This is a genomic window from Nitrospirillum pindoramense, from assembly GCF_007827955.1.
Taxonomy (GTDB): Bacteria; Pseudomonadota; Alphaproteobacteria; order Azospirillales; family Azospirillaceae; genus Nitrospirillum; species Nitrospirillum amazonense_B.
Map to the genome: position 1 here is coordinate 19406 of NZ_VITR01000008.1, position 26842 is coordinate 46247.

Here is a 26842-nt window from a genome sequence, read left to right on the forward strand (position 1 = left end):
TTCAGGCCGGACATGGGTGCTGAAGGGCGCCCTTTCCCGACCAGGCTGGGCTGCCGATCCTAGTACAGGCTATCGACAAAGCAGCATTGGCAATTTAATAAAACAACTTAGTTAAATAAAAAAGGGGGAGGGGCCTGCCTATGGCATTTTTGTTCCTCAGCATCGCGACCGCCGCGTTGGCCGGCCTGCTGTTCGGTTTCGACACGGCGGTGATCGCCGGCGTGACCGGCGACCTGCGGACGGTCATGAACCTGTCGCCCGGGGCGGTGGGTGTCACCGTGTCCAGCGCCCTGGTCGGCACCTGCGTCGGCGCCCTGGGTGCCGGAGGGCCGGGCGACCGGTATGGCAGCCGTGACTGCCTGCGCGTCATGGCGCTGCTCTACCTCATCTCCGGGGTGGGGGCCGCCCTGGCGTGGGATTGGCCCTCCCTCGTTTTTTTCCGCTTCATCGGTGGCCTGGGCATCGGCGGGTCATCCGTGCTGGCCCCGGTCTATATCGCGGAGATCGCGCCGCCGCAGCGGCGCGGCGCCCTGGTGGGCCTGTTCCAGATGAACATCGTCCTGGGCATCCTGGTGGCCTACCTCAGCAACTACCTGGTCGGTGGCCTGGACCTGGGCGACGCCGAATGGCGGTGGAAGCTGGCGGTCACCGCCGTGCCGTCCGCCGTGTTCCTCATCCTGCTGGCCTTCATCCCCAACAGCCCGCGCTGGCTGGCGGTGAAGGGCAGGGTGGAGGAGGCCGCGACGGTGCTGCGCCGCATGGGGGCGCCCGCGGGCGACACCGCCGTCCGCGCGCTGGCAGCTGGTGCGGGGGCAGCGGGTGCGGGGCAGGAGGCGGGACGCCTGTCCTGGCGCCACCATCGCCGGCCCATCCTGCTGGCCGTGGGCCTGGCGCTGTTCAACCAGTTCAGCGGCATCAACGCCATCCTCTATTACCTGAACGACATTTTCGCCGCCGCCGGCTTCGCCAAGGTCTCGGCCGACCTGCAATCCGTGGCGGTGGGGGCGACCAACCTGGCGTTCACCGGCATCGCCATGACGGTCATCGACCGGGCGGGGCGCCGGACGCTGTTGCTGACGGGCGCCGTGGGGATGACCCTCAGCTTGGCGGCGGCCGCCCTCATCCTGTCGGGCATGGGCAGCGCCGCCTATCTCATCTGGGCGCTGTTGGGCTTCATCGCCTCCTTCGCGTTCAGCCAGGGGGCGGTCATCTGGGTTTATATCGCGGAGATTTTTCCCACGGCGGTGCGGGCGCGGGGGCAAAGCCTGGGCAGCGCCACCCACTGGCTGGCCAATGCCTTCCTGTCCGGCGTCTTCCCCCTGGTGGCCACATACTCCAAGGGCGCGCCCTTCTACCTGTTCGCCGCCATGATGGCCCTGCAGTTCGTGGTGGTGCTGCTGTTCTTCCCCGAAACCAAGCGCGTGTCGCTGGAGGAAATGGCCGGCCAGCTGGAAAGCTGAGGTGGAAGGGCTGGGGATGACTGGGAGTATGCCCCAGCCATCCCCAGCCCAAGTTCAGCCAACGGGCTGTACCGCTTGCAACTGCAGAGCGCCGTTGTTGTTGACGACGATGGTGTTGGCCGGGTTGGCTGTGCTCAGCCCCAGGGATGAATTTTGATAGCCCCCGGCTATCGTACGGCATTGGGCTGACAGGGTGACGCTGACATTCCGCGCCGACGACCAGTAGTCACCGACCGGGACGAAGGCGCCCAGGCCCTGGGCCGTCATCTTTTGCTGGATGGACTGGTATTGGCTCTGTTCCAGCATGGTTGCCTGCTGGACGAATGTACCATCACTGTTGGTGATGTTGGCATTTGACAAGGCCAGGATATCCAGGGTTGCGCTGACCCATGTGCCTTGCTTGGTCTTCAATTCAGCGCTCAAGGTCATCTGGATATCCTTGCTGCTTAGGTAAAAGGAGCCAGCTGGATAGAACAGGCCGGCGATGGCCTGCTGATTGACGGTAAAAGTCTCGCCCCAGGCTTGCACAACGGCCTGCTGGAACATGTGATCGCCCGCGCTGGGATAAGGATACTTGTATTGGCTTGGGTCGGTCGCAGTGCCGGTGAATTCCTCGATGTCCTGTGAGAATGAATAGATCATCACGCCCAGGTAGTTTTTATTCTTGGCCCAGGTTGCGACACTAGTGGTGTCTGCCAGCGATGTCATCCAATGGCCATTGCTGGGCCCAGCCTGAACTCCCGCGCAGAGCTGTGACGCGGCCAGGGGATAGGTCAGGCTGCTAGTGCTAGTATATGCCTTCGTGGCGGATTCTATGCCCGCCGCGCCCGTGCCGTAGGACATGGTGGAACCGAAGTTCAGCAATTGCGGCATCGTGGCGCCGGAGTAGGGGGTGGATGCGCTCGCAGTCAACCCGAACACATCTGTGTCCCGCCACAGGGCCTTGGTGATGAGCTTGCCCGGGATCTGCGCACGAAGATTGGCCACGGCGTCGATTAGATTCTGTGGGGTGCCGGGGGCGCTGGAGAATTCGTCATCAATATCCACACCATCCAGGCCATAGGCGTTGATGACGTTGCTAGCCAGCCACTGGGCGAATGCTGCGCTCTGGGTATCGCTCATGGTTGACCAACCCATGGTGTTGCCACCGGAATTGGAACCCTGGATGGTTAGCAATACCTTGACGCCGGCCTTCTGTAGCAGGGCGACATCCCCGTTTTGCAGGGTGTTCAGCAGCGATGGCTCCAACTGAACGTAGGGCGCGGCGAAGCTTTCGGGGGAACCGAGGAAACTCGCGCCCATCAGATAGACCACCCCAGTCTGGGGTGGGCCGTTGACACCGTTGGTATAGGCCAGGACGTCCCTGAGTGCGGGGGCTGGATAGGTATTCGTAAGTTCCGAATTCAGCCAGTAGACGGACAGAAGCGGAGCGGCGGGGTTGGCGGGCTTGGGCGGTGGGTTCGACATAAGGGCGGCCTACTATAATATTTTATCCCGCATTACGAGTATAACTTCATATCGATACGCCAAAAACTATTCAATTATGAGATTCCCTTTGCGCCCGGGAGAGGAAAGGTCAGATTGCCTCACCGCCATGCTGGCATGAGGTTATATAGGGGCGTGTCAGGCTGCTGGCCGCCGCAGTCCACACAAGGGGCCGCGCAGTCCGGTCTTCGCATCCGGCCCCGCGTCGGTGAAGGCCAGGTAGCCCCCGTCCTGCGCGGTGTAGGCGGGCCATCGGGCTTGGCCCTGGCCGTTCGGGTCGCCGTTGCGGGCGAAGTTGACCCAATAGCGTTGCAGGGTGGGGGCGTCGTCGCCTGGCGCCCCTGCGGGCAGTCCGCTGAACAGGAACGGCAGGTCGCTGCCGTGGGTGACTGGCCCTTGCGCCGGGCTGCGGTCGAAGTGATAGACCCAGGTGGGATGGCCCGCGACCGCATGTGCCGCCGCGACGTGCAAGGTGGGGCAACGGAAGGTCAAATCGTCGGCCAACTGTGTCGCCACGTCACCCAGGCGCGGATCGGGCGCGGGCAGGATGCCGTCCTTGATGCCGTAGAAGGCCAGCGCCGCCGCCGCATGTGCACCGAAGGCCTGATGGATTGTCGGGACCACGGCATCCGGCCCGCCATACAGGGTCAGCTCACGGGCGTTGCTGCCGATCATCAGGGGGACGGGGGCAGCGTCCGCCAGCAGCGCTTCCGGCGCTTTGGGCAGGACCCAGCCGTCAATGACCGCCTGCAGCCAGATGAAGCTGTCATCGGCGATGGTGGCTGGCTTCAGCGCATCGGTGGCCGCCAGAATGGCGGATCCGGACAGGGCGCGCAATTTCCCCAAGTCCTTCACTCCCGCCTTGTCCAGCAACTGCCGGCCCAGCGCCTCATTCTCCGCCAGGGTGCGGGGCGGGAGGCCGAAGCCGGCGGTGCCGCTTTGCTCGATGGCCTTGGCGAAAAGGCCGCGCGCTTGGGGCGCCAGCATCAGTTGCCCCACATCCTGGCCGCCGGCGGACTCGCCGAAAATGGTGATGTTGTTGGGATCGCCGCCGAACAGGCCGATGTTGGCCCGTATCCAGGACAGGGCGGCCATCTGGTCCATGAGCCCGTAATTGCCCGAGGCGTGGTGCGGGGATTCCGCCGTCAGCTCCGGCAACGAGAGGAAGCCGAAAGTGCCCAGCCGGTACTGGATGGCCACCAGCACCACGCCCCCATTTGGGCCGACAGGATCGGCGAGGCTGGACAGAACCGTGCCGTCCGCCCCGCCGGCCCGGTTGGCGCCGCCATGGATCCAGACCATGACGGGCAGGGCGGCGCGCGGCGACAGGGCCGGGGTGCGGATGTCCAGGTACAGGCAGTCCTCTCGGCTGCGGGCCGCCAGGGCGTCATTCCAGCCATAGCCGCGCTGCAGGCAGGGCGGCGAGGGCCGCGTGGCGTCGCGCGTTTGCTGCGCCCAACCGACCGGCTGCGGCGGTCGCCAGCGCAGCGGGCCAACCGGCGGCTGCGCGAAAGGGATGCCCTGGAACAGGGCGCCGCCTTTGCCATCGTCCGTGCCGCGCAGGGCGCCGATGCTGGTGACGACGTCCACCGTGGCGGCGTACGCCGGCGTCGCGCCGATGAGCAATAGGCCCAGCGCCAGAAGTGCAAGGATTTTCCGCTGGATCACCGGGGCCGCCCTCCCTGGCGCCGTTGTTAAGATCCAACTAAAGGAAATTGTTTTAATTGATCAAGCGCGTTTTTCTGTCCGGCAGGACAGAAGCCGGCTTCAGTTTTCCGCCGTCTTCATCAGGGCGGCCCGGCTGGGCAGTAGGCGGTCGGTGAAGGGCAGCATGCCGGCGCCCACGGCCGGCGCGTCGGCGGCCATGGCGGCCCGCAGCACGGGCGCCACCTGCGGGATGTGATGGTCACTCAGGCGGTGGTTCAGGGCGGCGGCCAGCCTGTCCACCAGCGGGGCCGGCAGGCGGCCGCCCAGGAAAATGGCCTCGGGGTTGACCAGGCAGTTGGTGGCCACCAGCGGGTCGGTCATCAGGTCGGCCGCCAGTTCGATCCACTCATCCATCACCGCTTCCCCGGGGGTGCCGGCCAGGTGGCACAGCTGCTCCGGCTGATCGATGGGGCGGCCGGCGGCTGCCAAGCGGTCATAGAGGGCGGACAGGGACACGGCCTCCTGCAGGGTGCGGGCGTGGGTGCGGTCGGACCGGACGGGCAGGAAGCCGATCTCACCGCTGCGTCCCCGGGCGCCACGGAACTGGATGCCGTCCACGACGATGCCGCCCCCCAGGCCGCCGCTGATCAGGATGTAGAAGAAACTGCGGTGGCGCAGCCCGTGGCCGAATTGCAGTTCCCCTAGGGCCGCGGCCGTGGCGTCGTTCTCCACGAACACGGGCAGCGGCAAGATATCGGCGAACAGGCCCGCCACATCCACGTCATGCCAGGCGGCGTAGACGTCTGGGCAGCGTGGCAGCGGGACGCGGCCGATGTCGTCCGGCATGGCGACACCGATGCCGATGAAGCGGGACAGCGGCAGGCCCGTGCGTTGGAGGATGGCGGTTATTTCCGTCCGGAAGAAGTGGGCCACCACTTCCGGCGGCGCGAAGTCGATCTCCCGCGAGGCGCGGGCGCGCACCTTGCCCAACAGGTCCAGCACCACCACGGTGATGTGGTCGCGGTCGATGTTGACGCCGATGGAAAAGCAGCCGTCCGGGTTCATCTGCAACAGGATGGCCGGCTGGCCCCGGCCGCCGTGTTGGCGCCCCGCCTCCATGATCAGTCCTTCGTTCAACAGGCGCTTGGTGATGTTGGCGATGGCCGGCAAGGTCAGGCCGGTCAGTTCCACCAGCTCCGCGCGGGTGATCTGGCCACCCACGCGGATGGCCTGCAGGGTCACGCGCTGGTTATGGTCGCCGGCCCGCTCCAGGTTGGTGCCGGACAAGCTGGCCGCCAGCGAGTGGAGGGGCGCAACATGGCTGTGGCCGTCGAGCATGGGCGTGCCCTTGTCCTGCTGATGACATCGTTATCCTGTTACGCTCCAGTCTGGCCCGATATGACCTATAAGTCACAGAAAAAGTTTTTCCTGTCCTGTCAGGACAGAGACGGCGTCTACGCGGCGGTTTTCGCCCTTCGGTCGGCGATGATCAGGCTGTGGATGAAACCCAGCTTGGCGATGACGGCCGGCGTCAGGATGAAGGGATAGAAATCCGCCTGACCCATGCTGCGGTTGATGCTGTTGACGGCGAACGCGATGGGCAGCCAGGCGTCCACCATGTCCGCGATGGTGCCGCGCCGATAGGGGTTGAAGTCCACCCGGGCGGACAGGTCGCCGGTGTGATCGACCATGGGGCGCACCCTCACGCCAAAGGCATGGGCCGTTTCCAGCGTGTCGACGATGTGCAGATAGTGCGCCCAGGTTTCGGCGAAATCCTCCCACGGGTGGCTGGTGGCATAGGCGCTGATGAAGCCCTGCTGCCAGTCGGCCGGCGCGCCTTGGTCATAGTGGCGCTGAAGGGCGGCGGCATAGTCCTGGCGCTCATCACCGAACAGGGCGCGGCAGGCCTCCAGCCGGTCTTCGTCGCGCACCAGCCGGTCCCAGTAATAATGGCCGACCTCATGCCGGAAATGGCCCAGCAGGGTACGGTAGGGTTCGTGCAGCTGGGTGCGGCGCGTCTCCCGTTCCGCATCGTCGGCTTCCTTCAAGGCCAATGTTATCAAGCCGTTGTCATGTCCTGTCATGACAGCGCCTTCCGGCGGGTCATCCAGGAAGTCGAAGGCCAGGCCGCCGTCGGGATCGTCTGCCCGGTTGGCCAGGGGCAGGCCCAGCTTGATCAGGGTGTAGAACAGGCGGTGCTTGGCCAGCTCGATCTTGCGCCATTGCGCCAGCGCGGTCGGGTGGGACACGTCGGGGATGGTGCGGTTGTGGCGGCAGGCGGCGCACAGGGGCTCCGCCGCGTCGGCGGCTATCAGCCAGTTGCAGGCGTCCTGCCCGGCATTGGCGCAGAACTTGTACAGGGCGTCGGGCGCCCCCAACGCACGCCAGGCGTCCCCCTCCGCCTCCAACGCGTGCATCCGGTCGTCGTCGGGCAGGTAGCCCAGGCGGTGGGAACAGCGTTCGCACAGCCTGTTCTCGAAGTACAGCATCTGGCCGCAGGCCTGGCAGTTGAACAGATTCACGCGGGCTCTCCCTCAAGCGGTCCCCCGGGCGCTCCCCGGGGCGGTGACGCGCGTCCGCTAAACGATGCAGGACATAACCAGTTCCCGGAACCCCCGTGCCGCTGCCGGCGTTTATATCCTGTTTCTCCCCATGAAGGCGGCTGCCATGGCACCCAGGGCGAATTGGAAGGGCTTCCTGAAGATCGGGGAGGTCAGCTGCCCGGTGGCGCTTTACACCGCCGCTTCCGCGTCCGAGCGCATCGCCTTTCATACCGTGAACCGCGTCACCGGTCACCGGGTACACCGCCAGTTCGTGGACAGCGAAACGGGTAAGCCGGTGGAGCGGGAAGACCAGGTGAAAGGTTATGAGGTCGCGCGGGGCGACTACGTCATCCTGGAACCGGAGGAGGCGGCGGCGGCGGTACCGGAAAGCGACAAGACCCTGTCCGTCCTGGCCTTCATCCCCTGTGGCGAGATCGACGACGTCTATTTCGACAAGCCCTATTACCTGGCCCCCAGCGACCGTCATGCGGATGAGGCTTATGCCCTCATCCGGGAAGGGTTGCGCGCCAAGAAGGTGGCGGCACTGGCCCAAACGGTGTTGTTCCGCCGTGCCCGCACCGTCCTGGTCCGCGCCCACGGCGCCGGCCTGATCGCCACCACGCTCAATTTCGATTACGAGGTCCGCCCCGCCGCCCAGGCATTCGATGAGATCGCGGACATCAAGATCGAGGGGGAGATGCTGGACCTCGCCAAGCACATCATCGAGACCAAGACCGGGACCTTCAAGCCGGAGGATTTCAATGACCGCTACGAAGCGGCACTGGCCGACCTGGTGAAGGCTAAGCTGGAGGGCAAGGCCCTGCCGGCGGCCAAACGCGCCCCGCCGAGGAAGACCACCGACCTGATGGCGGCGCTGAGGGAAAGCGCCGGACTGGGCGCCAAGCCGCGTGCCACCGCCAAGGCCGCCGCTCCCGCCCGGCGCCCCACCCAGCGCAAGGCGAGCTGAACCATGGCCCTGGAAACCTATCACAAGAAGCGCGACTTCACCGCCACGCCGGAACCGCGGGGGCGCAAGGGCCGGACGGAAGGTCATCGCTTCGTCATCCAGAAGCATGACGCCACCCGCCTGCACTATGATTTTCGGCTGGAGATGGATGGTGTGCTGAAAAGCTGGGCCGTCACCCGCGGGCCCAGCCTTGTCCCCGGGGAAAAGCGCCTGGCGGTGCATGTCGAGGACCACCCGCTGGACTATGGCGACTTCGAGGGCACCATCCCCCAGGGTGAATATGGCGGCGGCACGGTCATCGTCTGGGACCGGGGTGAATGGACGCCCGTGGGTGACGCGCACAAAGGCTATGCCAAGGGGCACCTGGATTTCGAGCTGCATGGGGAAAAGCTGGGGGGCCACTGGCATCTGGTGCGCATGCGGGGCCGGCCGGGCGAGAAGCGCGAGAACTGGCTGCTGATCAAGGGCGAGGATGAGGCCGCGCGCGGCGAGGGCGATCCCGACATCCTGGAGGAGCGGCCGGAGTCGGTGAAGACGGGCCGGGTCATCGACGATGTGGCGGGGGAGGAGCCCGGCTGGTCGTCCAAGACGGGCAAGATCGAGAAAAGCAAGGTCGAGAAGAAGGCGCGCCCCCCCGCCGGTGCCGCCAGTCCCAAGGCGGCCGGAACAGCTGGGCTGAAAGGTGCCAAGACCGCGCCGCTGCCGGACTTCGTGGAGCCCGCCCTGGCCACCTTGCAGGCCAAGCCGCCAGTGGGGCAGCGGTGGATTCATGAGATCAAGTTCGATGGCTATCGCCTGCAGGCGCGCATCGAGGCGGGGCGGGTGAAACTCTTGACCCGGAGCGGCCTGGATTGGACCAAGCGGTTCGGCAAGGCGGTACCGGAGGCCCTGGCCGATCTGCCCATCGGCAAGGCCTTGATCGACGGTGAACTGGTGGTCGAGAACGCCGCCGGCGCCTCCGACTTTTCCGCCTTGCAGGCCGATCTCAGCGAAGGGCGCAGCGACCGCTTCGTCTTCTACGCCTTCGATCTGCTGCACCTGGAGGACCAGGATTTGCGCGGCGCGGGGTTGGAGCAGCGCAAGGCAGCGCTCAAGGATCTGCTGGCGGGGGCCGCTGGCCCGCTGCGCTACAGCGAGCATTTCGATGAGTCCGGGGGCCTGGTGCTGAACCATGCCTGCCGCCTGAGCCTGGAGGGCATCGTCTCCAAGGTGCGCGATGCCCCCTACAAGCCGGGCCGGGGCAAGGGCTGGATCAAGTCCAAATGCGGCAACCGACAGGAATTCGTGGTGGCGGGCTATGTGCCCTCCACCACCGCGCGCCGCGCCATCGGCTCCCTGGTCCTGGGCGTCTACGACCAGGGCGAGCTGCGCCATGTGGGCCGCGTCGGCACCGGCTATACCGTTTCGGTAGCGGAAGAATTGTTCCGCCGCCTGGAACGCATGCGGGTTGAGAACAGTCCTTTCGACGACACCCTGACTGCCGAGGAGCGGCGCCAGGTTCGCTATGTTCGGCCGGAGCTGGTGGCGGAGGTGGACTTCCGCACCTGGACGGGCGATGGCAACATCCGCCATGCCGCCTTCCGGGGCCTGCGGGAGGACAAGGACCCCAAGGACGTTGTGCGCGAACCGGCCGCCAAGGCGCCGGCGGGAGCGGTGCGCGATGCGGGCGCCACCCTGTCAAAGCCCTTGGTGAAGCTGAGCCACCCCGACCGCGTCTATTGGCCGGACGCGGGGGTGACCAAGGCCGGTCTGGCCGATTACTACACGGAAGTCTGGCGCTCCATCGCTCCCTTCATCGTCGAACGGCCGCTGGCCCTGCTGCGCTGCCCCAACGGCATCACGGGTGAGTCATTTTTCCAGAAGCATGCCTGGAAGGGGTTGAGCAAGGCCATCATCCAGGTGCCCGACCCGACGGAACCAGCGGAAGGGCCGCTGATCGCGGTGAATGACCTGGACGGGCTGTTGGGGCTGGTGCAGGCGGCGGTGTTGGAAATCCATCCCTGGGGGGCCACCCTTAAGAACTGGGAACGGCCGGACACCCTCACCCTGGACCTGGACCCGGGGGAGGGCGTGCCATGGCAGTCTGTCATTGACGCCGCCTGGGAGGTGAAGGACAGGCTGGAACAGGCCGGCCTGGCCGCTTTCGTCAAGACCACGGGTGGCAAGGGCCTGCACGTGGTGGCGCCGGTGACGCCCAAGGCCGATTGGACGGCCGTGAAGGCCTTCACCAAGGGCATCGCCGACGCCATGGCCGCCGACAGCCCGGCGCGCTTCGTGGCCACCATCACCAAGGCCAAGCGGGGCGGCAAGATCCTGGTAGACTACCTGCGCAACCAGCGGGGGGCCACGGCGGTCGCGGCCTATTCCACACGGGCACGTCCCGGGGCGGCCGTCTCCATGCCTCTGGCCTGGGAAGAACTGAGCCCCGCCATCGGCCCCGCCTATTTCACCGTCATGACGGCGCCCACGCGGCTGGCCGCCCTTTCCGCCGACCCATGGGCGGATTTCCGGACGGCGGCCCGGCCTTTGGAGGAGGCGAAAAGGCCGGTGCGCCAGCGGGCCGGTTAGGGAGGGCGGGTCAAAGGGCTGGCGCCGCGCCCGGTTTCAGGCAGAATGCGCCTCCCAACAGCTCAGGAGGTCCCGTCATGCGTCTGATCGGAATGCCGGATTCACCCTATGTCCGCCGCGTCGGGATCTCGCTGGTGGCCATGGGCCTGCCCTTCGAGCATGAGCGCGTATCCGTCTTCCGCCACTATGACACCTTCGCCGCCATCAATCCCGTGGTGAAGGCGCCGACCCTGGTGCTGGACGACGGCACGGTGCTCATGGACAGCACCTTGATCCTGGACGCGCTGGAACGCTTGGTTCCAGCGGACAGGCACCTCATGCCCGCCGACGCTGCCGCTTTCATCCAGGCCCAGCGCCTTATCGGCTTGGCATTGGTGGCGTGCGAGAAGACCGTGCAGGTGGTCTATGAGCTGGAGCTGCGCCCCGAGGACAAGCAGCACCAACCCTGGCTGGAGCGGGTGCGCGCCCAGGCCATCACCGCCTTCGACCTGCTGGAGCGCGAGGTGGGGGACGGCGGCGCCTGGATGGGCGGCGACCGTCCCAACCAGGCCGATATCACCACCGCCGTCGCCTGGTACTTCGCCCAGAACATGGCCCCGGGTCTGATCGACCCGGCCAAGCATCCCGGCCTGGTCCGCCTGTCGGCTCGTGCGGAGGCGCTGCCGGAATTCCAGGCCGTGCCGTACGCCTGAGCGGGCGGGCCTACCGCCGCTTGCTCCCGCCCTTGCCCTCGGCTGCCAGGCTTTTCTTCAGCGCGTCCATGATGTTGATGACGTTGCTGGGCGTATCGGCCTCAGGAGTCCTGGCCTTGGCCGGACGCTTGCGGCCCTTCTTCTTGGCGGCGATCAGGTCCAGCAGGCGGTCCTGCACCGGGTCGTCCACCAGGGAGGGGGCCCAGGGACGCGTGCGCTCCTCAATCAGCGTCTTCACCAGGGACAGGAGCTTGGGCTCGGGCTTTTCCTCGTGGATGTCGCCGAAGTAGGCGTCAGCATCCCGCACCTCATCGCCGTAGCGCAGGGTCCAGACGATGATGCCCTTGCCCTGCGGCTCCAGCATCACCGCCCGCTCCCGCCGGTACATCACCAGGCGGGCGATGCCGACCTTGCCGGTGGCGGCCATGGCCTCGCGGATGACGGAGAACGCCTCCTCTCCCACGGGGTCGCTGGGCGTCAGGTAATGGGGGGTATCGTACCAGATCCACTCGATGCTATCGCGGGGCACGAACATCTCGATGTCGATGGTGCGGGTGCTTTCCAGCGCCACCGCGTCCAGCTCGTCATCCTCCAGGATCAGGTAATCGTCCTCGCCCCTGGGATAGGCCTTGGCCTCATCCTCCTCATCCACCGGATCGCCGCTGACGGCGTCGACATAATGGCTGACCACGCGGTTGCCCGTCGCGCGGTTCAGGGTGTGGAAGCGGACCTTCTCATTCTCCGACGTGGCGGGCGTCATGGCTACCTGGCAGGTGACCAGGGATAGCTTGAGATAGCCTTTCCAGAACGAACGCGCGGCCATTCCGGCGATCTCCCCAGGGGTGGTGCCCCGGGGAAACCGCCGAAACGGAGGACCGGTTCCGCGCTATTCGGCCAGTGAGGGTACCGCCGCCCCCGCCCGCGCCGTCCCCGGCGCCGCGAAGCGGCGGTACAGGGCCGGCAGGACCACCAGGGTCAGCGCCGTGGCGCTGATCAGGCCGCCGATGACCACGGTGGCCAGCGGCCGCTGCACCTCCGCCCCCGGGCCGGTGGCCAGCGCCATGGGCACGAAGCCCAGCGAGGCCACCAGCGCCGTCATCAACACCGGCCGCAGGCGGGTGAGTGCCCCGTCGCGGATGGCGGCCAGGGGATCGCCGCCGTCGGCGATGGCCTGGCGGATGAAGGACACCATGACCAGGCCGTTCAGCACGGCGATGCCGGACAGGGCGATGAACCCCACGGCGGCGGAGATGGAGAAGGGCATGCCGCGCAGCCATAGGGCGGCGATGCCTCCGGTCAGGGCCAAGGGCACCCCGCTGAACACCAGTGCCGCGTCGCGGAGGGAGCCCAAGGCGCCGTAGAGCAGCAGGAAGATGGCGATGAAGCAGGCCGGCACCACCACCGCCAGCCGCGCCCGCGCCGCCGCCAGGTTCTCGAACTGCCCGCCCCATGTCACCCAATAGCCGGAGGGCAGAGGGACGGCGGCCAGCCGCGCCTGCGCCTCCGCCACGAAGGAGCCGATGTCCCGGCCGCGCACGTTGGCCTGGATGACGATGCGCCGCTTGCCATTCTCCCGCCCGATCTGGTTGGGCCCCTCCGCCAGGGTGAAGCTGGCGACCGTGCCCAGTGGCACGAAGCGCGCGGCGTCCGCGCCGCCGCCGGTTTGGCCGCCGCCGGTCTGGTTGCCGGTGGGCAGGGGAACCGGCAGGGCGCGCAAGATGTCCAGGTCGTTGCGCAGGGGATCCGCCAGCCGCACGGTGATGTCGAAGCGGCGGTCGCCCTCGAACACCTGGCCGGCGGCACGGCCCCCTACGGCCATGGCCACGACGTCCTGCACGTCTTGCGCGCTGAGGCCGAAGCGGGCGGCGGTCTGGCGATCCACGCGGATGTCCAGGGTGGGCAGGCCGGCCGCCTGGTCCACCCGCACGTCCGCCGCGCCGGCGGTGCCCTGCAGCACGCCGGCGATGCGGGCGGCCGAAGCCTGCAGGGTGTCGAAGTCGTCACCGTACAGCTTCACCGCCACGTCGCTGCGCACACCGGAAATCAGTTCGTTGAAGCGCATCTGGATGGGTTGGGTGAATTCATAGGCGTTGCCGGGCAACTGACCCAGCGCCGTCTCGACCCTCGCCACCAGGTCGGCCTTGGGCAAGGCCGGGTCCGGCCATTGCGACCGCGGCTTCAGGATGATGAAGGTGTCGGACGCGTTGGGGGGCATGGGGTCGGCCGCCATCTCCGCCGTTCCGGTCTTGGAGAAGACGAAGGCCACCTCCGGCAGGCCGCTGACCATCCGCTCCACCTCCTTCTGCATGGTGGTGGATTGGGTCAGCGAGGTGCTGGGGATGCGGACCGCCTGAACGGCGATGTCCTGTTCGTCCAGCGTGGGGATGAACTCCTGCCCCATGCGGGTGAGCAGGCCCAGGCTGGCCAGGAACAGGCAGGCCGCCCCAAAGATCCAGGGTGCCGGTGTGGCCAGGGCCCGGTCCAGAAGGGGGGCGTACCACCCCTTGGCCAGCACCACCACGCGGTTCTCCCTTTCATTCACCGGCCCCGTGATGACCAGGGCGATCAGCGCCGGCACCAGGGTCAGCGACAGGGCGAAGGCGGCCACCAGGGCGGTGATGACGGTCAGGGCCATGGGCCGAAACATCTTGCCCTCCACCCCGGTGAAGGTCAGCAGCGGCACATAGACCAGGATGATGATGGCCTGGCCGTAGACGGAGGGGCGGATCATTTCCTTGGTCGCGGCCACCACCTCCGCCATCCGTTCGGATGTTGTCAATGGCCGGCCCGCCATCTGCTGCCGGTGGCCCAGCCGGCGCAGGCAGTTCTCGGCGATGATGACGGCGCCGTCGACAATCAGGCCGAAGTCCAGGGCGCCCAGGCTCATCAGGTTGGCGCTGACGCCGGCCTCCACCATGCCCATGGCCGTCAGCAGCATGGTCACGGGGATGACGGCGGCGGTGATCAGCGCGGCGCGGATGTTGCCCAACAGGGCGAACAGCACCGCCACCACCAGCAGCGCGCCCTCCGCCAGGTTTTTGCCCACCGTGTGGATGGTGGCGTCCACCAGCTTGGTGCGGTCCAGCACCACCTGGGCCACCACGTCGGGCGGCAGGGTGCGGGCCACCTCGGCCAGCTTGGCGGTCACGGCGGCGGCGGCCGTGCGGCTGTTGCCGCCCACCAGCATCAGGGCGGTGCCCACCACCACCTCCCGGCCATTCTCGCTGGCGCTGCCGGTGCGCAGCTCATGGCCCAGGGTCACGGTGGCCACGTCGCGCAGGAAGACGGGGGTGCCGTCCCGGCTGGCGATGGGCACGGCGCCGATCTCCCCCATGTCGCGCAGCCGGCCGTCGGCCCGCACGACATAGGCCTCGCCCCGGCGCTCCAGATACCCGGCCCCGGCGCTGGTGTTGTTGCGCTCCAGCGCCTGGATGACATCGGCCAGGGTCAGTCCCCGCGCCGCCAGGCGCAGCGGATCGGGCGCCACCTGGTACTGCTTCACATAGCCGCCGATGGCATCCACACCGGCGATGCCGGGGACGGACTTCAGCTGCGGCCGGATGATCCAATCCTGCACGGTGCGCAGGTATGTCGCCCGCTGCGCCTCCGTCGTCAGCACTTGGCCCTCCGGCGTTCGGTAGCTGCCATCGGCCTGCCAGCCGGCCGCCCCCGGCTTCACGCGGGCCGCGTCGAACGGGGCCAGGGCCACGGTCCACATGGCGACCTCGCCCAGGCCGGTGGACAGGGCGCCCATGTGCGGTTCCGCGCCCTCGGGCAGGGCGGCCTTGGCCTCGTTCAGGCGCTCCGCCACCTGCTGGCGGGCGAAATAGATGTCGACGTTTTCCGCAAACAGCGCCGTGACCTGGGAAAAGCCGTTACGCGACAGCGACCGCGTGCCTTCCAGCCCGGGAATGCCGGCCAAGGCCGTCTCGATGGGGAAGGTCACCTGCTTTTCCACCTCGACCGGCGACAGGGCCGGGGCGGTGGTGTTGATCTGCACCTGTTTGTTGGTGATGTCGGGCACGGCGTCGATGGGCAGGTACCGCGCCGCCCAGCCGCCGGCGGCGGCTGCCAGCACGGCCAGCGCCACCACCATCCAGCGGTGGCGCACGGACAGGGTGAGGATGCGCTCAAGCATGGCTCGTCTCCTCACTCGTCGTGGCCGGCGTCGCCCTTGCCGGCCTCCGCCTTCAGGATGAAGGCATTGCCGGCGGCGACGGTGTCGCCGGGCTTCAGCCCGGCCAGCACCTCGACCTGGGTGCCGTCGCCACGGCCCAGGGTGACCGGCCGGCGGGCATAGCCGCCGGGCACGGGCGCGAAAACCTGGGTTTGGCCGTCCAGGGTCACCACGGCGCTTTCCGGCACCAGCAAGGCGGCCTCCTGCGCGTCCGCCTCCAACGTGCCGGTGGCGAAGTCGCCGGGCCGCCATGACCCGTCCGGGTTTTCCAGCGTCGCCACCACGGGGGCGGAGCCGGTGGCCGGGTCCAGCACGGGGCCGACATGGGTCACGCGGGCCGTGGTCATGCGCCCATCCGCGCCGCTCACCTGCAGCGCCTTGCCCACGGCGACGAACGGCAGGTCTTGGGCATAGACGGGGAAGATCAGCGACAGTAGCGACAGGTCGGCGACGACATAGGCGTCGGCATCGGCGGCCAGCCGGTCGCCCCGCGTGGCGGTGCGGGCGATGACTTGGCCGGCGATGGGGCTGCGCAGTTCCAGCCGTTGCAGGCCGGCGCCCGAGGACTTGGCGCTGGCTTCATCCAATCCCAGCGCCTGCAGGCTGTGGCGCGCGCGGCCGGTGCGGATGGCGGCCTCCGTCGCCGCCGCCTTGGCTTGGAGATAGTCGCGTTCCGGGGAAATGCGCTGGCGCCACAGCGCCTCCTCCCGCTCGGCGGTGGTGCGGGCCAGATGCTCATTTTCCCGCGCCGCCAGATATTCGGCGCGGGCGTCGGCCACCTCGGTGCTGTCGATCAGGGCCAACACCTCGCCAGCGGTCACCGCGTCGCCCAGCCGCTTGCGCGCGTCAGCCACCACGCCGGCGATGCGCGGGGCGATGTGGACGATGTGGTCCTGGTCGGCCGTCACCGTGGCGGTGACGCGCACCCGCCGCACCAGCCGCCCAGGGCCCGCCGTCGCCGTGGTGATGCCGGCGGCCCGCGCCTGTTCCGGCGTCAGGCGTACCAGGCTGTCATCGTGCGCCTCTGTCTTATGCTCGGCCGGTTCCCCCTTGGGCGCCTGGCCGGTGGCGATCCAGGCGGCCAGGGCGCCCAGGGTCAGGGCCCCGGCGCCCAGGCGCAGCAGGGCTTTGGTGCTGATGGTGGTCATGGCTGGGCCTCCCCGGCGCCGGTCAGCCGGTCCAGATCGGCCCGGCTCTGGTGATAGTCTTGATAGGCCGCGACCAAGGTCAGGCGGGCGGCCAGCAGCGTGCGCTGGGCGTCCAGCACGTCGAGGTAGGGGAACTTGCCCTGGCGATAGCCTTCCCGGGTGGCGGCGGCGGCCTGTTCGGCCACGGGCACGACCTGGCGGGCCAAGGTGTCCGCCTCCTGACGTGCCACGGCTACACGGTCGCTGGCGATGGCCAGGGCGGTGTCCTGGTCCCGGGTGGCGCGGTCTAGTTCCATCTCCGCCTCCACGCTTTCCTGATAGGCGCGGTGGATGCCGCCCCGGTTGGTGTCGAAGGCCGGGATGGGAATGGTGACGCCCAGCACCAGGGCGGTATCGCGCCCGTCGTTGAAACGGCGCACCCCGGCGCCGACGGTCACATCGGGCACGGCGCGGGCGCGTTCCACCGCGATCGCCGCCCGGCTGCGGCCCACCTCCGCCCGCCAGCGGGCGACGTCGGGACTGTTCCCGGTGGCCGGGGCGGGCGGGGGCGCCCCCAGATTCCGCAGCGCGGCGGGATCCAGGACAGGAACGGGCCCCCCCACCAGCAGCTCCAGGCTGCGGCGTGCGGCGGCCTCATCCCGTGCCGCACGGGCGGCCTCGATCTCCGCCTGGCGCAGGTTGGTCGCGGCACGGTCCTCTTGAATGGCGCTGTCGTGGCCGGACTGGACACGCGCGGCCACGGCGCGGGCGGTTTCGGCCGCCAACCCGCGCTGTTCCTCGACAATGGCGCGCTGGGCCGTGGCGGCGAGCAGGGCGGCATGCGCGACCCGCACGTCGCGGATCAGGTCCAGGCGCACGATGTCGGCGTCCAGGCGGGCGCGGCTTTCCGCCGCCGTCGCCACGGCTTGCCGGCTGCCGCGCTTGCCGCCCAGTTCGACCAGCTGGTTGAGGCCCACCGTGGTTTCCATGGCCCGGGTGCCGCGATAGGGGCCGGACCCGGCCAGGTTTTCCGTTTGCAGGGACAGTTGCGGGTTGGGCAGGACGCCGGCCTGGGTGATGTCACCCTGGGCGGCCCCGGCGCGGGCTTGGGCCGCCTTCAGGCGGGGGTTGGTGGCCAGCGCCTGGGTGATCAGCGCGGTAAGGGCCGTGTCGGCACTCGGCACGGCGGCCGGCGTGGTGGCCGGCATGGCGGCTGACAGGGGGGCGGACACGGGCGGGGCCGGTGGCGGTTCGGCCACGGCCCAGGCGGGCCAGGCGGCGGTCAAGACCGCGGCCAGCCCGATGATCGGGATGCGCATAAAAGGCTCCGGACAAGCAGGATCGATGACGCCGTGACCCGGGCCCTTCCCGGCGGGACGGGCATCAGGTGCCGCGGCGTGGGATGGAATCGATCAGGCGGCCGGGGGCCGGTCCGGGGGGGCGATGGTGCGGGTGGTGTAGGGCTGGTCCAGCGGGGGTAGGGCCGCCGGCCGGATGCGGACGCCCGGGCCCGGCACGAAGGCGGGGCCGACGGCGTCCGCCACATGGACATGGCCGCAGGGGCCCTGGCCGGCATGGAAATGGACCGCGCTGTGGCGCAGGCCATCGGTGGGGTCAGGCGCGCCCTCCACCGCCACATGCTCCTGCGTGACGCCGCACGTCGGCGCGCCGCCTGCCATTTCGGTCAGGGACGGGCCGTCGAACACCGCCGTGAACAGCAGCAGAAGGGCGAGCAACCAGCGCATGGCCGCCAATCTGGCGATGACCGCCGCCGGCTTCAAGTCCCAAGATGGGAAAGCGGCTGCCACAGAAAGTTGTAACGCGGGGCGGCGCGCCGCGCTAAAAGGAAAGCAACAGGGAGAGAAACCGCCGGGGAGCCAACGCATGGCCACGTCGCACGCTTCGAATGATACCGCTACCAACGCGCCATTGCGGCGCATCGTCATCGTGGGCGGCGGCACCGCCGGGTGGATGGCGGCGGCCAGCCTGGCCCGTTTCCTGCGCAACCTGAAGTGCGATATCCAACTGGTGGAATCCGAACAGATCGGCACCATCGGCGTGGGGGAGGCGACCATCCCCCCCATCATGAACTTCATCCGCGTGCTGGGGATCGATGAGGACGACCTGATCCGGCAGACCAACGCCACCTTCAAGCTGGGCATCCGTTTCCAGGATTGGACCCGCGTGGGCCATTCCTATTTCCATCCCTTCGGCCGCACCGGCTTCGAGATGGAGGGGATAGGCTTCCCCGCCTATTGGATGCGCCAGCGCCTGGCCGGTGACGCCGCCCCGCTGGAGGAATATTCGCTGCAGGCCATGGCGGCGGCGCACAACCGGTTCATGCGCCCGGTGCAGGCGCCCGGCTCCCCCCTGGAGGGCATCACCTATGCCCTGCATTTCGACGCCGCGCTGTTTGCGCGCTATCTGCGCGGCTATTCCGAGGCGCGCGGCGTCACCCGGGTGGAGGGCCGCGTGGTGCGGGTGGACCTGCGCCCCGAAGACGGCTTCATCGAGGCCTTGCGCCTTGAGGATGGCCGCCGCATCGACGGTGATTTCTTCATCGATTGCAGCGGATTCCGTGGCCTGCTGATCGAGGAGGCCCTGCAGGCCGGCTATGAGAACTGGCAGCGGTTCCTGCCCTGCGACAGTGCCGTCGCCGTCCCCAGCGAACGGGCGGGGCCGCCGCCCTCCTACACCCTGGCGGCGGCGCGGTCGGCCGGCTGGCAATGGCGCATCCCCCTGCAGCACCGCGAGGGCAACGGCGTGGTATACGCCCGCGATTTCCTGAGCGACGAGGCGGCGCGGGAAACGCTGTTGTCCAACCTGGCGGGCAAGCCCCTGGCCGACCCGCGCGTGTTGCGCTTCGTCACCGGCCGTCGGCGGGAAAGCTGGAAGCGCAACTGCCTGTCCCTGGGTCTGGCCAGCGGCTTCCTGGAGCCGCTGGAATCCACCAGCATCCACATGGTCCATCGCGGGCTGGCCCTGTTCATCCAGATGCTGCCGGACCGGCATTGCGAGCCGGCGGATATTGCCCGCTATAACCGCATGCTGGCCTTCGAGTATGAGCGGATCCGGGATTTCCTGGTGCTGCACTACGCCACCGGCCAGCGGCGGGACAGCGATTTCTGGCGCCATTGCGCCGGCATCGAATGGCCCGACAGCCTGCGGGCCAAGATCGAGCTGTTCCAGGGCTACGGCCGTATCCAGCGCGAGGATACCGAGCTGTTCCCGGAGCAAAGCTGGCTCTATGTCTTCACCGGCCAGGATATCCGTCCCCGCCGTCCCGATCCCATGACCGACCTGTTGGATCCCGACAAGATCCGGGGGGGCCTGGCCAATATCCACGACGTCATCGGCCGCGTGGTCCAGACGATGCCCCACCATCAGGCCTTTATCGACCGGCATTGCGCGGCGGCGGGTTAGGTCACCCCCCGCGCAACAGCTGCATCACCCGGGCGCGGAGGCGGCCGTAATTGCCCGCCTTCAGGGGACCCAGCACCCCATGCTGCTCCGCCGGCAGGTGGGCCAGAGGATGGCCCTGGGGGCGGAAGACGTAATGGTCGAAGAAGGCCCGCCAGGCCTGGCGCTCCGCTTCCGGCCGTTCGGCCAGGGTGATCATGGCCAGGAGCAGGCTGGTGAAGGGCGCGTCCGGCCCGGCGGCGAAGGCATCCCACCAATAGTTGACCATGCCGTTGAACGGGGCCGTAGCCTCCACCTGGTGCCACCACAGCTTGGGCAGGAACAGGGCATCGCCCGGATTGAGGTCCGCCACCAGCGCCTGGTCGCGAATGGCCTGGAACCGGGGATAGGCGGGGTTGTCGGGGTCGGACGCCGCCAGGCTGACCGGCTGGCCGGACAGGGTGTTGTCGATGGGCCCGACGTAGAGATCGCCGACCGCCGAGGGCGGGTACAGGGTGAAGCGCCGCGTCCCGGCCACGATGCACGCCAGGTTCTCGAAGGCGTCGTAATGGGTGGCGACGCGGGAGGCATGGCCCAGCCAGATGCGCCCAGCGACGCCGGGTGGCAACAGGGGCATGACGTTTTCCGTCGTGAAGCCCGGCAAATGGTCGTCCAGCGCCAGGGAGCCGGCGTACAGCGTCGGGGCGTTCGGATCGTCCAGCGCCTGCACCATCTGGTCCAGCGCCTCGGCCAGGCGCAGGGTCCGGCGCTCGAAATTGAAGCCCTTGAGGCCATCGGCGTAGAAATACCGGCCCCGGATGTCCGGCGGGCCGACGAAGGTTTCCATCGCGATGCCGGGTCCGAAGCGGGCGAGGTAATCGCGCAAGGCGCCAGGGCCCCCCTGGTCCACCGCCGGCCAGTGGGCCACCAGATCGCGCAGCACCAGGGGCCGGCAGGCGGTCACCACCTCTTCCCGGAACTGATCCGCGGAGATGAGCGTGCGGCCGTCGCGTTCGTCGACAGCCGACGTCATGGCGCCGCCGTCAGCCGCTTGTTCTTGCGCTCCGCCATCAGGGGGATGTGCTTCAGCGACGCGATCATCAGATAGATCAGCTGCATGTAGCCCCGGCGGAACAGGTCCAGCACCGCCGCGTCGGGCAGGGCGCGCAGGGCGTCACGGTCGATGGTGTACAGGCCGTCGAGTTGCAACTGGCTGCCGTCGTCGAAGCTGAGGCTGATGTCGATGGGCTCGATCAGCTTCAGGCCGATCAGCGTGTCGATGAAGCGCTTGGTCCGCTCCAGCCCCGGGCGCAGTTCCTGCATCGCGGCGATGATGCCCTTCAGATAGGGCGTCATCTCGCCATTGGCGCCAAACAGGGGTTCACCCACGTCCCGGCCGACCCGGGCGTCGTCCAGGTCGATGCCCAGGTCGTCGCCCACGGTGTAGAAGGGGCCGCGCTGAAGATTGAGGGGACGATAGCCCTGCCAGCCCTCCTGGGTCAGGAACAGGTTCTCGTTCTGCTGGAAACCCAGCACGGCGCCGCACAGGAAGGCGCCGGTTTCCGCATCCTTGGAAAACAGGATGGGGCACTGGACGGCCAGCAGCGGGAACTCGGCCACGATGACGGCGACGAAATGCTTGGCATCGAAGGCGGGGCTGGCCTTGGCCTTCACATGCAGATCGCGGTGGGTGTGGGCGTTGACGATGGCGATGTTGGTCATGGGTCCCGTCAGGCTCAGATCGATTGCATGCCGTGGTCGCGGATCTTGCGGACCAGGTCGCGGTTCTTGGGCAGGTTGGCGCGCATCTTTTGCGCCATGGCCGCGTTCTCCTCCAAGATACGGCTGGCCAGGGTGGTGTCGGCGCCGTTCTCGGCCGGGTCCACCTCGGTGCGGAACCCCATGCCGTACAGCACATATTGATAGCTGGCGGCGGGGAACACCTCCTCCAGCCGATCGAACTCATCCAGGAACCACGGGGCGCGGTATTTCCACAGCCGCAGCAGGTCCTGCAAGCGCGCAGGGACGGAGGCGGGATCGACATTGTCCCGCCAGAAGGCCGTGTCCGTCCGCTGGGTCAGGACGTAATGCAGCTTCAGGAAGTCAATGATGCGGCCCCAGCGATAGCGCGTCACCTCGTTGAAGCGGCGGGCCACGATGTCCATGACGCTGCGACGCGCGGGCAGCTGTTCGGCGATGATCTTGGCCGACAGTTCGATCAGCATGATGGCGGAGGCCTCCAGCGGTTCCAGGAACCCGGCGGCCAGCCCCACGGCCACGCAATTGTTTTTCCAGAACGTCTCGCGGTGGCCGCCGCGGATGGGGATTTTGCGCGCCTCGGCCTGCGTGCCGGCATAGCGCGCCAGTTCGGCCCGCGCCGCCTCTTCATCAATATGGTCGCTGGAATAGACGTAGCCCAGCCCGCGCCGGGTGGGCAGGGCGATGTCCCAGATCCAGCCGGCCGACTGGGCGGTGGCGATGGTCTGCGACGCCATGGGGGCGTCCGCGGTCTCATAGGGGACCTGCACGGCCAGGGCCGTATCGCAGAACAGCACGTCGCGGCATTCCTTGAATCCCACGCCCAGGGTCTTGCCGATCAGCAGGGCGTGGAAGCCGGTGCAATCCACGAACAGGTCACCGGCGATCTCGCCCGACTGTACGGTCACCAGGCTGGTGATGTCGCCGTTCTCATCCTGCCGGACCTCGGTCACATCGGCCAGGATATGGTGGACCCCCAGCTTCTCCGTGCAATGCCGCTGCATGAAGCTGGCGAACTTGCCGGCGTCCAGGTGATAGGCGTAGTTGGCCAGCCCCCTGTATTCGGGGGTGGCGATGGTCTTGGGCGCCAAGCCTTCCTCGCAGATGCTCTCCTGCGGGCAGACGGCGGCGGAAAAGGTCCGCCCCCGCGCGTCCTGCAGCCAATGGGGTGCCAGGTTCACCTGCGACCAGCCATGGGGCAGCATCAGCGGATGGTAATAGGCGTCGTCCGCGGCGCCGGTGGTCCAGCCCACGAATTTGCCGCCTTGCTTGAAGGCGGTGTCGCAATGGCGGAAGAATTCCGTCTCCGACACGCCCATCTTTTCCAGCGTGGTGCGCATGGTGGGCCACGTGCCCTCGCCCACGCCGATGATGGCGACGTTGGGCGATTCCACCAAGGTCACCTTGAAGCCGGCGGCCATGCGCGCCTTGTGCCGGGCGGCGACGATGCCGGCGGTCAGCCAGCCGGCGGTGCCGCCGCCGACGATGACGATATGCTGGATGGGACGGTCCATGAAGGCATCCTGGGTCTGGGGTGCCGTCCCGCCTCCCTGACGGGGTCCTCGGCAACCGATTTTGCGCCAGTGTAGGGCCTTTCCCCTGTCGCTCCAGAGGGAAAAAAGGGGCCGCCACGTGCCACGGCGGCCCCCGGAGGTCAGGAGGAAGGTACGCTCACAAACAAACTCAGTACTTGAAGTGGGCGCCGATGGTGTACCGCTGCCCATAGGCGACGGCATCCAGCAGCTGTTCCTTGTACCGGCCGTGGGTCGAGTAGGTCTCGTTGCTCAGGTTCAAGGCTTCGAAGTAGACGCTCACATACTGGTTGATGTCGTAGCTGGTGCTGAAATCCACTTCCCAGGCCGGATCGACGAAGGTCGGCTCGGACCCGAAGATGGAGCCGCCCTGCGCCTGGCCGAAGTGGTCCAGGTACTCATCACGCCAGTTGACGGCGATGCGCGCCTGGAAGCCGTACTTGTCGAAGAAGCCGACGAAGTTGGCGGAGTTGGCCAGGCCCGTGACCGCGAAGTTGCTGACCGCCAGGTTCAACGGGTCGTAGGGCTTGTTGGTGCCGACGACGGTGGCGTTGGCCTGGAAGCCGAAGCCGGTGTCATCAAACACATGCTGGACGGACATTTCCAGGCCATAGACCTCGGCGGTTGGTCCATTGACGTAGGTGCTATAGCTGTACTGCACGTCGTGGCCCGTGGTCGGATCGATGACGCCGGCGAAGCTCTTCTGCGACGTGCCGCCGATCACGAAGTTGCTGACGCTCTTCATGAAGCCATCCAAGGCGACGTAGGAGTTACGCTGGTAATAATACTCGGCACCAATATCCAGGTTATCCGACAAGTAGGGCATCAGGTTGGGATTGCCGCCTGAGGCCGATACCGTGCCAACGCGCTGCGTGGAAATACTGTACACCGGAGTCATGTTGTTGAGTGGCGGACGGGTCAGGGTGCGCGACGCGTTGAAGCGCACTTGCAGGTCGTCCGTGACGCCCAAGGTCAGATCCAGGTTAGGCAGCATGTACTGGTAATTGTTGGTGCCCTCGACCGTGCTGACGGGGCCGTAGGCCACCGTGAACGCGGTCTTGTCGCCCGGGGTCACGGTGAAGGCGGTTGGAGTTTGGCCCAGACCGGAAGAAATGACATGGGTGATTTCCTCACGGACGCCGAGATTCACCTTCAACGGCATGTTGGCCACATCGGTCTTGAACGTCGCCGCGACATAGGGGGCGTAGGTTTCTTCTTCGATGTTCCGCTTGGAGCCTGGCGACAGGATCAGGCGATAGGTGCCGTCGAAGGGCGGGGTGCAGCAGCCATAATTGAAGCCCGGGATGTTCTTGGTCTGCGGATTGCCCAGGGATTGCAGGTAGTTCAGGATCTGGCCCGGGTTGGCCATCAGGATCTGCGAGGGCAGGTTGCCGTTGTTGGCGAAGCCGGGGATGAAGTTGGCGGTGCTGAAGGTCTGGGTGAACCAGCTCTGCGGCAGCGCCACGCCGGTGGGCGAACCCGACGCCGGACCATACCCGCTGTACGCCTGCCAATTGCTGTTGGTGAAGGTGTCGTAGCTGGCCAGGTCTTCCTTGTTGTCGATGTACTGCATGCCGAAGCGGATGGTGGTGTCGCCACTTTTCCACTGGCCTTCGACCTTGCCCTGGTCGATGACGTTGTAGTTGCGCGTCGACGTCATTGGGAAGACGTGCGACCCGATGAAGCCGTTGGTGAACTGCGACGTGTTACCACCGGGCCCGTAGACGGTGGGATAGGGCAGGGCGCCGGCCGCGACGCCGGTGATGCCCACGTTGTTGGTGTTGATGCAGGTGCCGCTGGCGCACGAGCCGTAGCCGACATCGGCGTCCAGGCTGGTCAGCTGATCGCCCGGATTTTGCCAGGATTCGGACCGCGCCGCATCGACCGTGACGGTCCAGTTATTGGTCGGCGTCCACTTGACGTTCAGGCCATACAGGTTGTTCTGCAGAACCTGGCTGTTGTACTGCGCCTGGAAATCGGTGGGCGTGTTGGGCTGAACGAAGTCAATCACCGACCCGTTGCTGTTCAGCTTCACGTTCTGCATATTTTTTGAGTTGAACCAGATGCTATAGCCGTACTGGTTCTGGTGCGCGTCCTCGCGCTGGAAGTCATCGTTCAAGGTGACTTCGATTTGGTCGGACGGCTGCCACTGCAAGGCCAGGCGGGCGGATTTGCGGATGGTATCGCTGTGTTCCTGGTAGATGCCATAGTCCTGGATGAACCAAGCGGGGGTGCCCTCTTTGACTCCGGGCGCCAAGCTGGCGAAATGATAATTGACTGGATCTGTAACGGGGGAGGTGGCGGTGGTGCCGATCCAACCCTGGTTGTTCACATGGTTGCCACGGGTCTGGGTTTCGTTGAAACCGCCGGCCAGCAAGATGCCAAAGGTGTTGTGGGCGAAGGTGTCGCTGACCATCAGGGCGCCGTTGGGCGAGGCGCCGTCCGCGTCGGTGGCGTAGGTGCCGGAAACGGAGCCGGCGGCCCGGAAGCCGGGATGATCCAGCGGCTTGGGGAACTTGATGTTCACCGTGGCGCCGATGGCGCCCGCCGACAGGGAGGCGTCCGGTGACTTCAGCACGTCGATCTGGCCGATAAAGTCGGAACTGACGGAGCTGAAGTCGAAACCGCGGCCGGAACTGGCGGCCGAGGCGGAAACGCGGCCGTCGAACAGCGTTTCGTTGAAGCTGGGGCCGAAGCCGCGCACCGTGATGGCGGTGGCGTCACCGGTGGAGGTGGGCACGCCGCCCATGCTGCTGGTGCCGCGGCTGATGGACACGCCGGGAATGCGCTGCATCGAGGCCGCGACGTTGGAATCGGGGAACTTGCCGATATCCTCCGCCGAAATGGCGTCGACGATGCCGTTCGCCTCGCGCTTGATATCGAGGTTACGTTGTAGAGAGCCGATGATGCCGGTGACGACGATGTCTTCCAGCGTGTCGGAATTGCCGCCGCCCTGTGCCGGGCTGGCCTGTGTTGTTTGCGCGAACGCGGGCGCGCTCAGTCCCGCAAGGGCCGCCAGCGAGACGCCGGCAAGAACAGCCTTGCGAACAGTCAGCGCCGTTGACTTGGACGCTCCCATTTTTCTTTGTAGCTTCACCATATTATCCCTCCCTAGTCTTAAAAAGACGGTTTTGTTTGTGATATGCCGAAACGGGGCAGATAAATACGGGCACGCCAACAGTTTCTGTTAGCGCTATCATATTTATATGCAAAATACCGCGTAAGGCTTATGTCATACAGGCAGGCGGCATCATTTGCCGGCCTGCGTTCCTCCTCCCGTTCGCTAGAGTAATTCTAAAGCCACCACTGTCGTGGCAAGCCCCCAACCCTATGCAATGGTAACGCTACCACAGGGTGTGGGTAGGGGCGACAAAAATCTGAACATTGCGAATTTGGGGGCGTAAGTGTGTCATTTGCACCATCATTCCGGGCGCCAATGGGTGGGTGGCGGCGGTTTCACGGGCGCTTTTCTGGCCCCGACGGCAGC

General features: G+C 67.1%; 18 protein-coding genes. 5 read left to right on the top strand and 13 right to left on the bottom strand.

Translation table 11 applies throughout. The features are described 5' to 3' along the window. The first annotated feature begins 140 nt into the window (after positions 1-140). On the top strand, positions 141-1460 hold the full coding sequence (locus FBZ90_RS14580; RefSeq protein ID WP_145733271.1) for a sugar porter family MFS transporter: 1320 nt from the start codon (positions 141-143) through the stop codon (positions 1458-1460). Positions 1461-1514: 54 nt separating this feature from the next. On the opposite strand, the gene FBZ90_RS14585 is transcribed toward FBZ90_RS14580, so the two are convergent. The 4 genes from FBZ90_RS14585 to FBZ90_RS14600 all read right to left on the bottom strand — a co-directional run bounded on the left by FBZ90_RS14585 (position 1515) and on the right by FBZ90_RS14600 (position 7114). Then, on the bottom strand, positions 1515-2927 hold the full coding sequence (locus tag FBZ90_RS14585; protein ID WP_145733273.1) for an EndoS/ChiA family endoglycosidase: 1413 nt from the start codon (positions 2925-2927) through the stop codon (positions 1515-1517). A gap of 156 nt (positions 2928-3083) precedes the next feature. Then, positions 3084-4613, bottom strand: coding sequence for a carboxylesterase/lipase family protein (locus FBZ90_RS14590; RefSeq protein ID WP_145733275.1), 1530 nt, complete (start codon positions 4611-4613; stop codon positions 3084-3086). Positions 4614-4712: 99 nt separating this feature from the next. After that, positions 4713-5930: an ROK family transcriptional regulator gene (locus tag FBZ90_RS14595; protein ID WP_145733276.1), complete on the bottom strand. Its 1218-nt coding sequence runs from the start codon at positions 5928-5930 to the stop codon at positions 4713-4715. 116 nt (positions 5931-6046) lie between these two features. Then, positions 6047-7114, bottom strand: coding sequence for a zinc-binding metallopeptidase family protein (locus FBZ90_RS14600; RefSeq protein WP_145733278.1), 1068 nt, complete (start codon positions 7112-7114; stop codon positions 6047-6049). A gap of 145 nt (positions 7115-7259) precedes the next feature. Here FBZ90_RS14600 and ku (FBZ90_RS14605) point away from each other — a divergent pair, with 145 nt between their 5' ends. The 3 genes from ku (FBZ90_RS14605) to FBZ90_RS14615 all read left to right on the top strand — a co-directional run bounded on the left by ku (FBZ90_RS14605) (position 7260) and on the right by FBZ90_RS14615 (position 11362). After that, the gene (ku, locus tag FBZ90_RS14605; protein ID WP_145733280.1) at positions 7260-8102 is read left to right on the top strand and encodes a non-homologous end joining protein Ku; all 843 of its coding nucleotides are present in this window, start codon (positions 7260-7262) and stop codon (positions 8100-8102) included. 3 nt (positions 8103-8105) lie between these two features. Continuing rightward, complete coding sequence (ligD, locus tag FBZ90_RS14610) at positions 8106-10670, top strand: DNA ligase D (RefSeq protein WP_145733282.1); 2565 nt, start codon at positions 8106-8108, stop codon at positions 10668-10670. 77 nt (positions 10671-10747) lie between these two features. Continuing rightward, positions 10748-11362, top strand: a complete 615-nt coding sequence (locus FBZ90_RS14615) for a glutathione S-transferase family protein (RefSeq protein ID WP_145733284.1) — start codon at positions 10748-10750, stop codon at positions 11360-11362. 10 nt (positions 11363-11372) lie between these two features. Here the strand turns inward: FBZ90_RS14615 and ku (FBZ90_RS14620) are convergent, their stop codons facing one another. From ku (FBZ90_RS14620) to FBZ90_RS14640, 5 genes are all read right to left on the bottom strand, one after another. Then, complete coding sequence (gene ku / locus FBZ90_RS14620; protein WP_145733286.1) at positions 11373-12185, bottom strand: non-homologous end joining protein Ku; 813 nt, start codon at positions 12183-12185, stop codon at positions 11373-11375. 63 nt (positions 12186-12248) lie between these two features. Then, positions 12249-15500 (bottom strand): efflux RND transporter permease subunit, encoded by a 3252-nt coding sequence (locus tag FBZ90_RS14625; RefSeq protein WP_145733288.1) that lies wholly within the window; start codon positions 15498-15500, stop codon positions 12249-12251. Between the two features lie 11 nt (positions 15501-15511). Continuing rightward, positions 15512-16687: an efflux RND transporter periplasmic adaptor subunit gene (locus FBZ90_RS14630; protein WP_145733290.1), complete on the bottom strand. Its 1176-nt coding sequence runs from the start codon at positions 16685-16687 to the stop codon at positions 15512-15514. Beyond that, positions 16684-17985, bottom strand: coding sequence for a TolC family protein (locus FBZ90_RS14635; protein ID WP_145733292.1), 1302 nt, complete (start codon positions 17983-17985; stop codon positions 16684-16686). Before FBZ90_RS14635 ends, FBZ90_RS14630 begins: the two co-directional genes overlap by 4 nt. Before the next feature lie 93 nt (positions 17986-18078). Then, complete coding sequence (locus FBZ90_RS14640) at positions 18079-18411, bottom strand: hypothetical protein (protein WP_145733295.1); 333 nt, start codon at positions 18409-18411, stop codon at positions 18079-18081. Between the two features lie 139 nt (positions 18412-18550). On the opposite strand from FBZ90_RS14640, the gene FBZ90_RS14645 reads away from it, so the two are divergent. After that, on the top strand, positions 18551-20089 hold the full coding sequence (locus tag FBZ90_RS14645; protein WP_246130418.1) for a tryptophan halogenase family protein: 1539 nt from the start codon (positions 18551-18553) through the stop codon (positions 20087-20089). A gap of 1 nt (position 20090) precedes the next feature. On the opposite strand, the gene FBZ90_RS14650 is transcribed toward FBZ90_RS14645, so the two are convergent. The 4 genes from FBZ90_RS14650 to FBZ90_RS14665 form a co-directional block, all read right to left on the bottom strand. Then, positions 20091-21098 (bottom strand): cupin-like domain-containing protein, encoded by a 1008-nt coding sequence (locus tag FBZ90_RS14650; protein ID WP_145733297.1) that lies wholly within the window; start codon positions 21096-21098, stop codon positions 20091-20093. Then, positions 21095-21787 (bottom strand): SapC family protein, encoded by a 693-nt coding sequence (locus tag FBZ90_RS14655; protein WP_145733299.1) that lies wholly within the window; start codon positions 21785-21787, stop codon positions 21095-21097. Before FBZ90_RS14655 ends, FBZ90_RS14650 begins: the two co-directional genes overlap by 4 nt. A 14-nt stretch (positions 21788-21801) precedes the next feature. Next, positions 21802-23337, bottom strand: coding sequence for a tryptophan halogenase family protein (locus FBZ90_RS14660; protein WP_145733301.1), 1536 nt, complete (start codon positions 23335-23337; stop codon positions 21802-21804). Positions 23338-23506: 169 nt separating this feature from the next. Continuing rightward, complete coding sequence (locus tag FBZ90_RS14665; RefSeq protein ID WP_211102043.1) at positions 23507-26434, bottom strand: TonB-dependent receptor; 2928 nt, start codon at positions 26432-26434, stop codon at positions 23507-23509. Positions 26435-26842 lie beyond the last annotated feature (408 nt).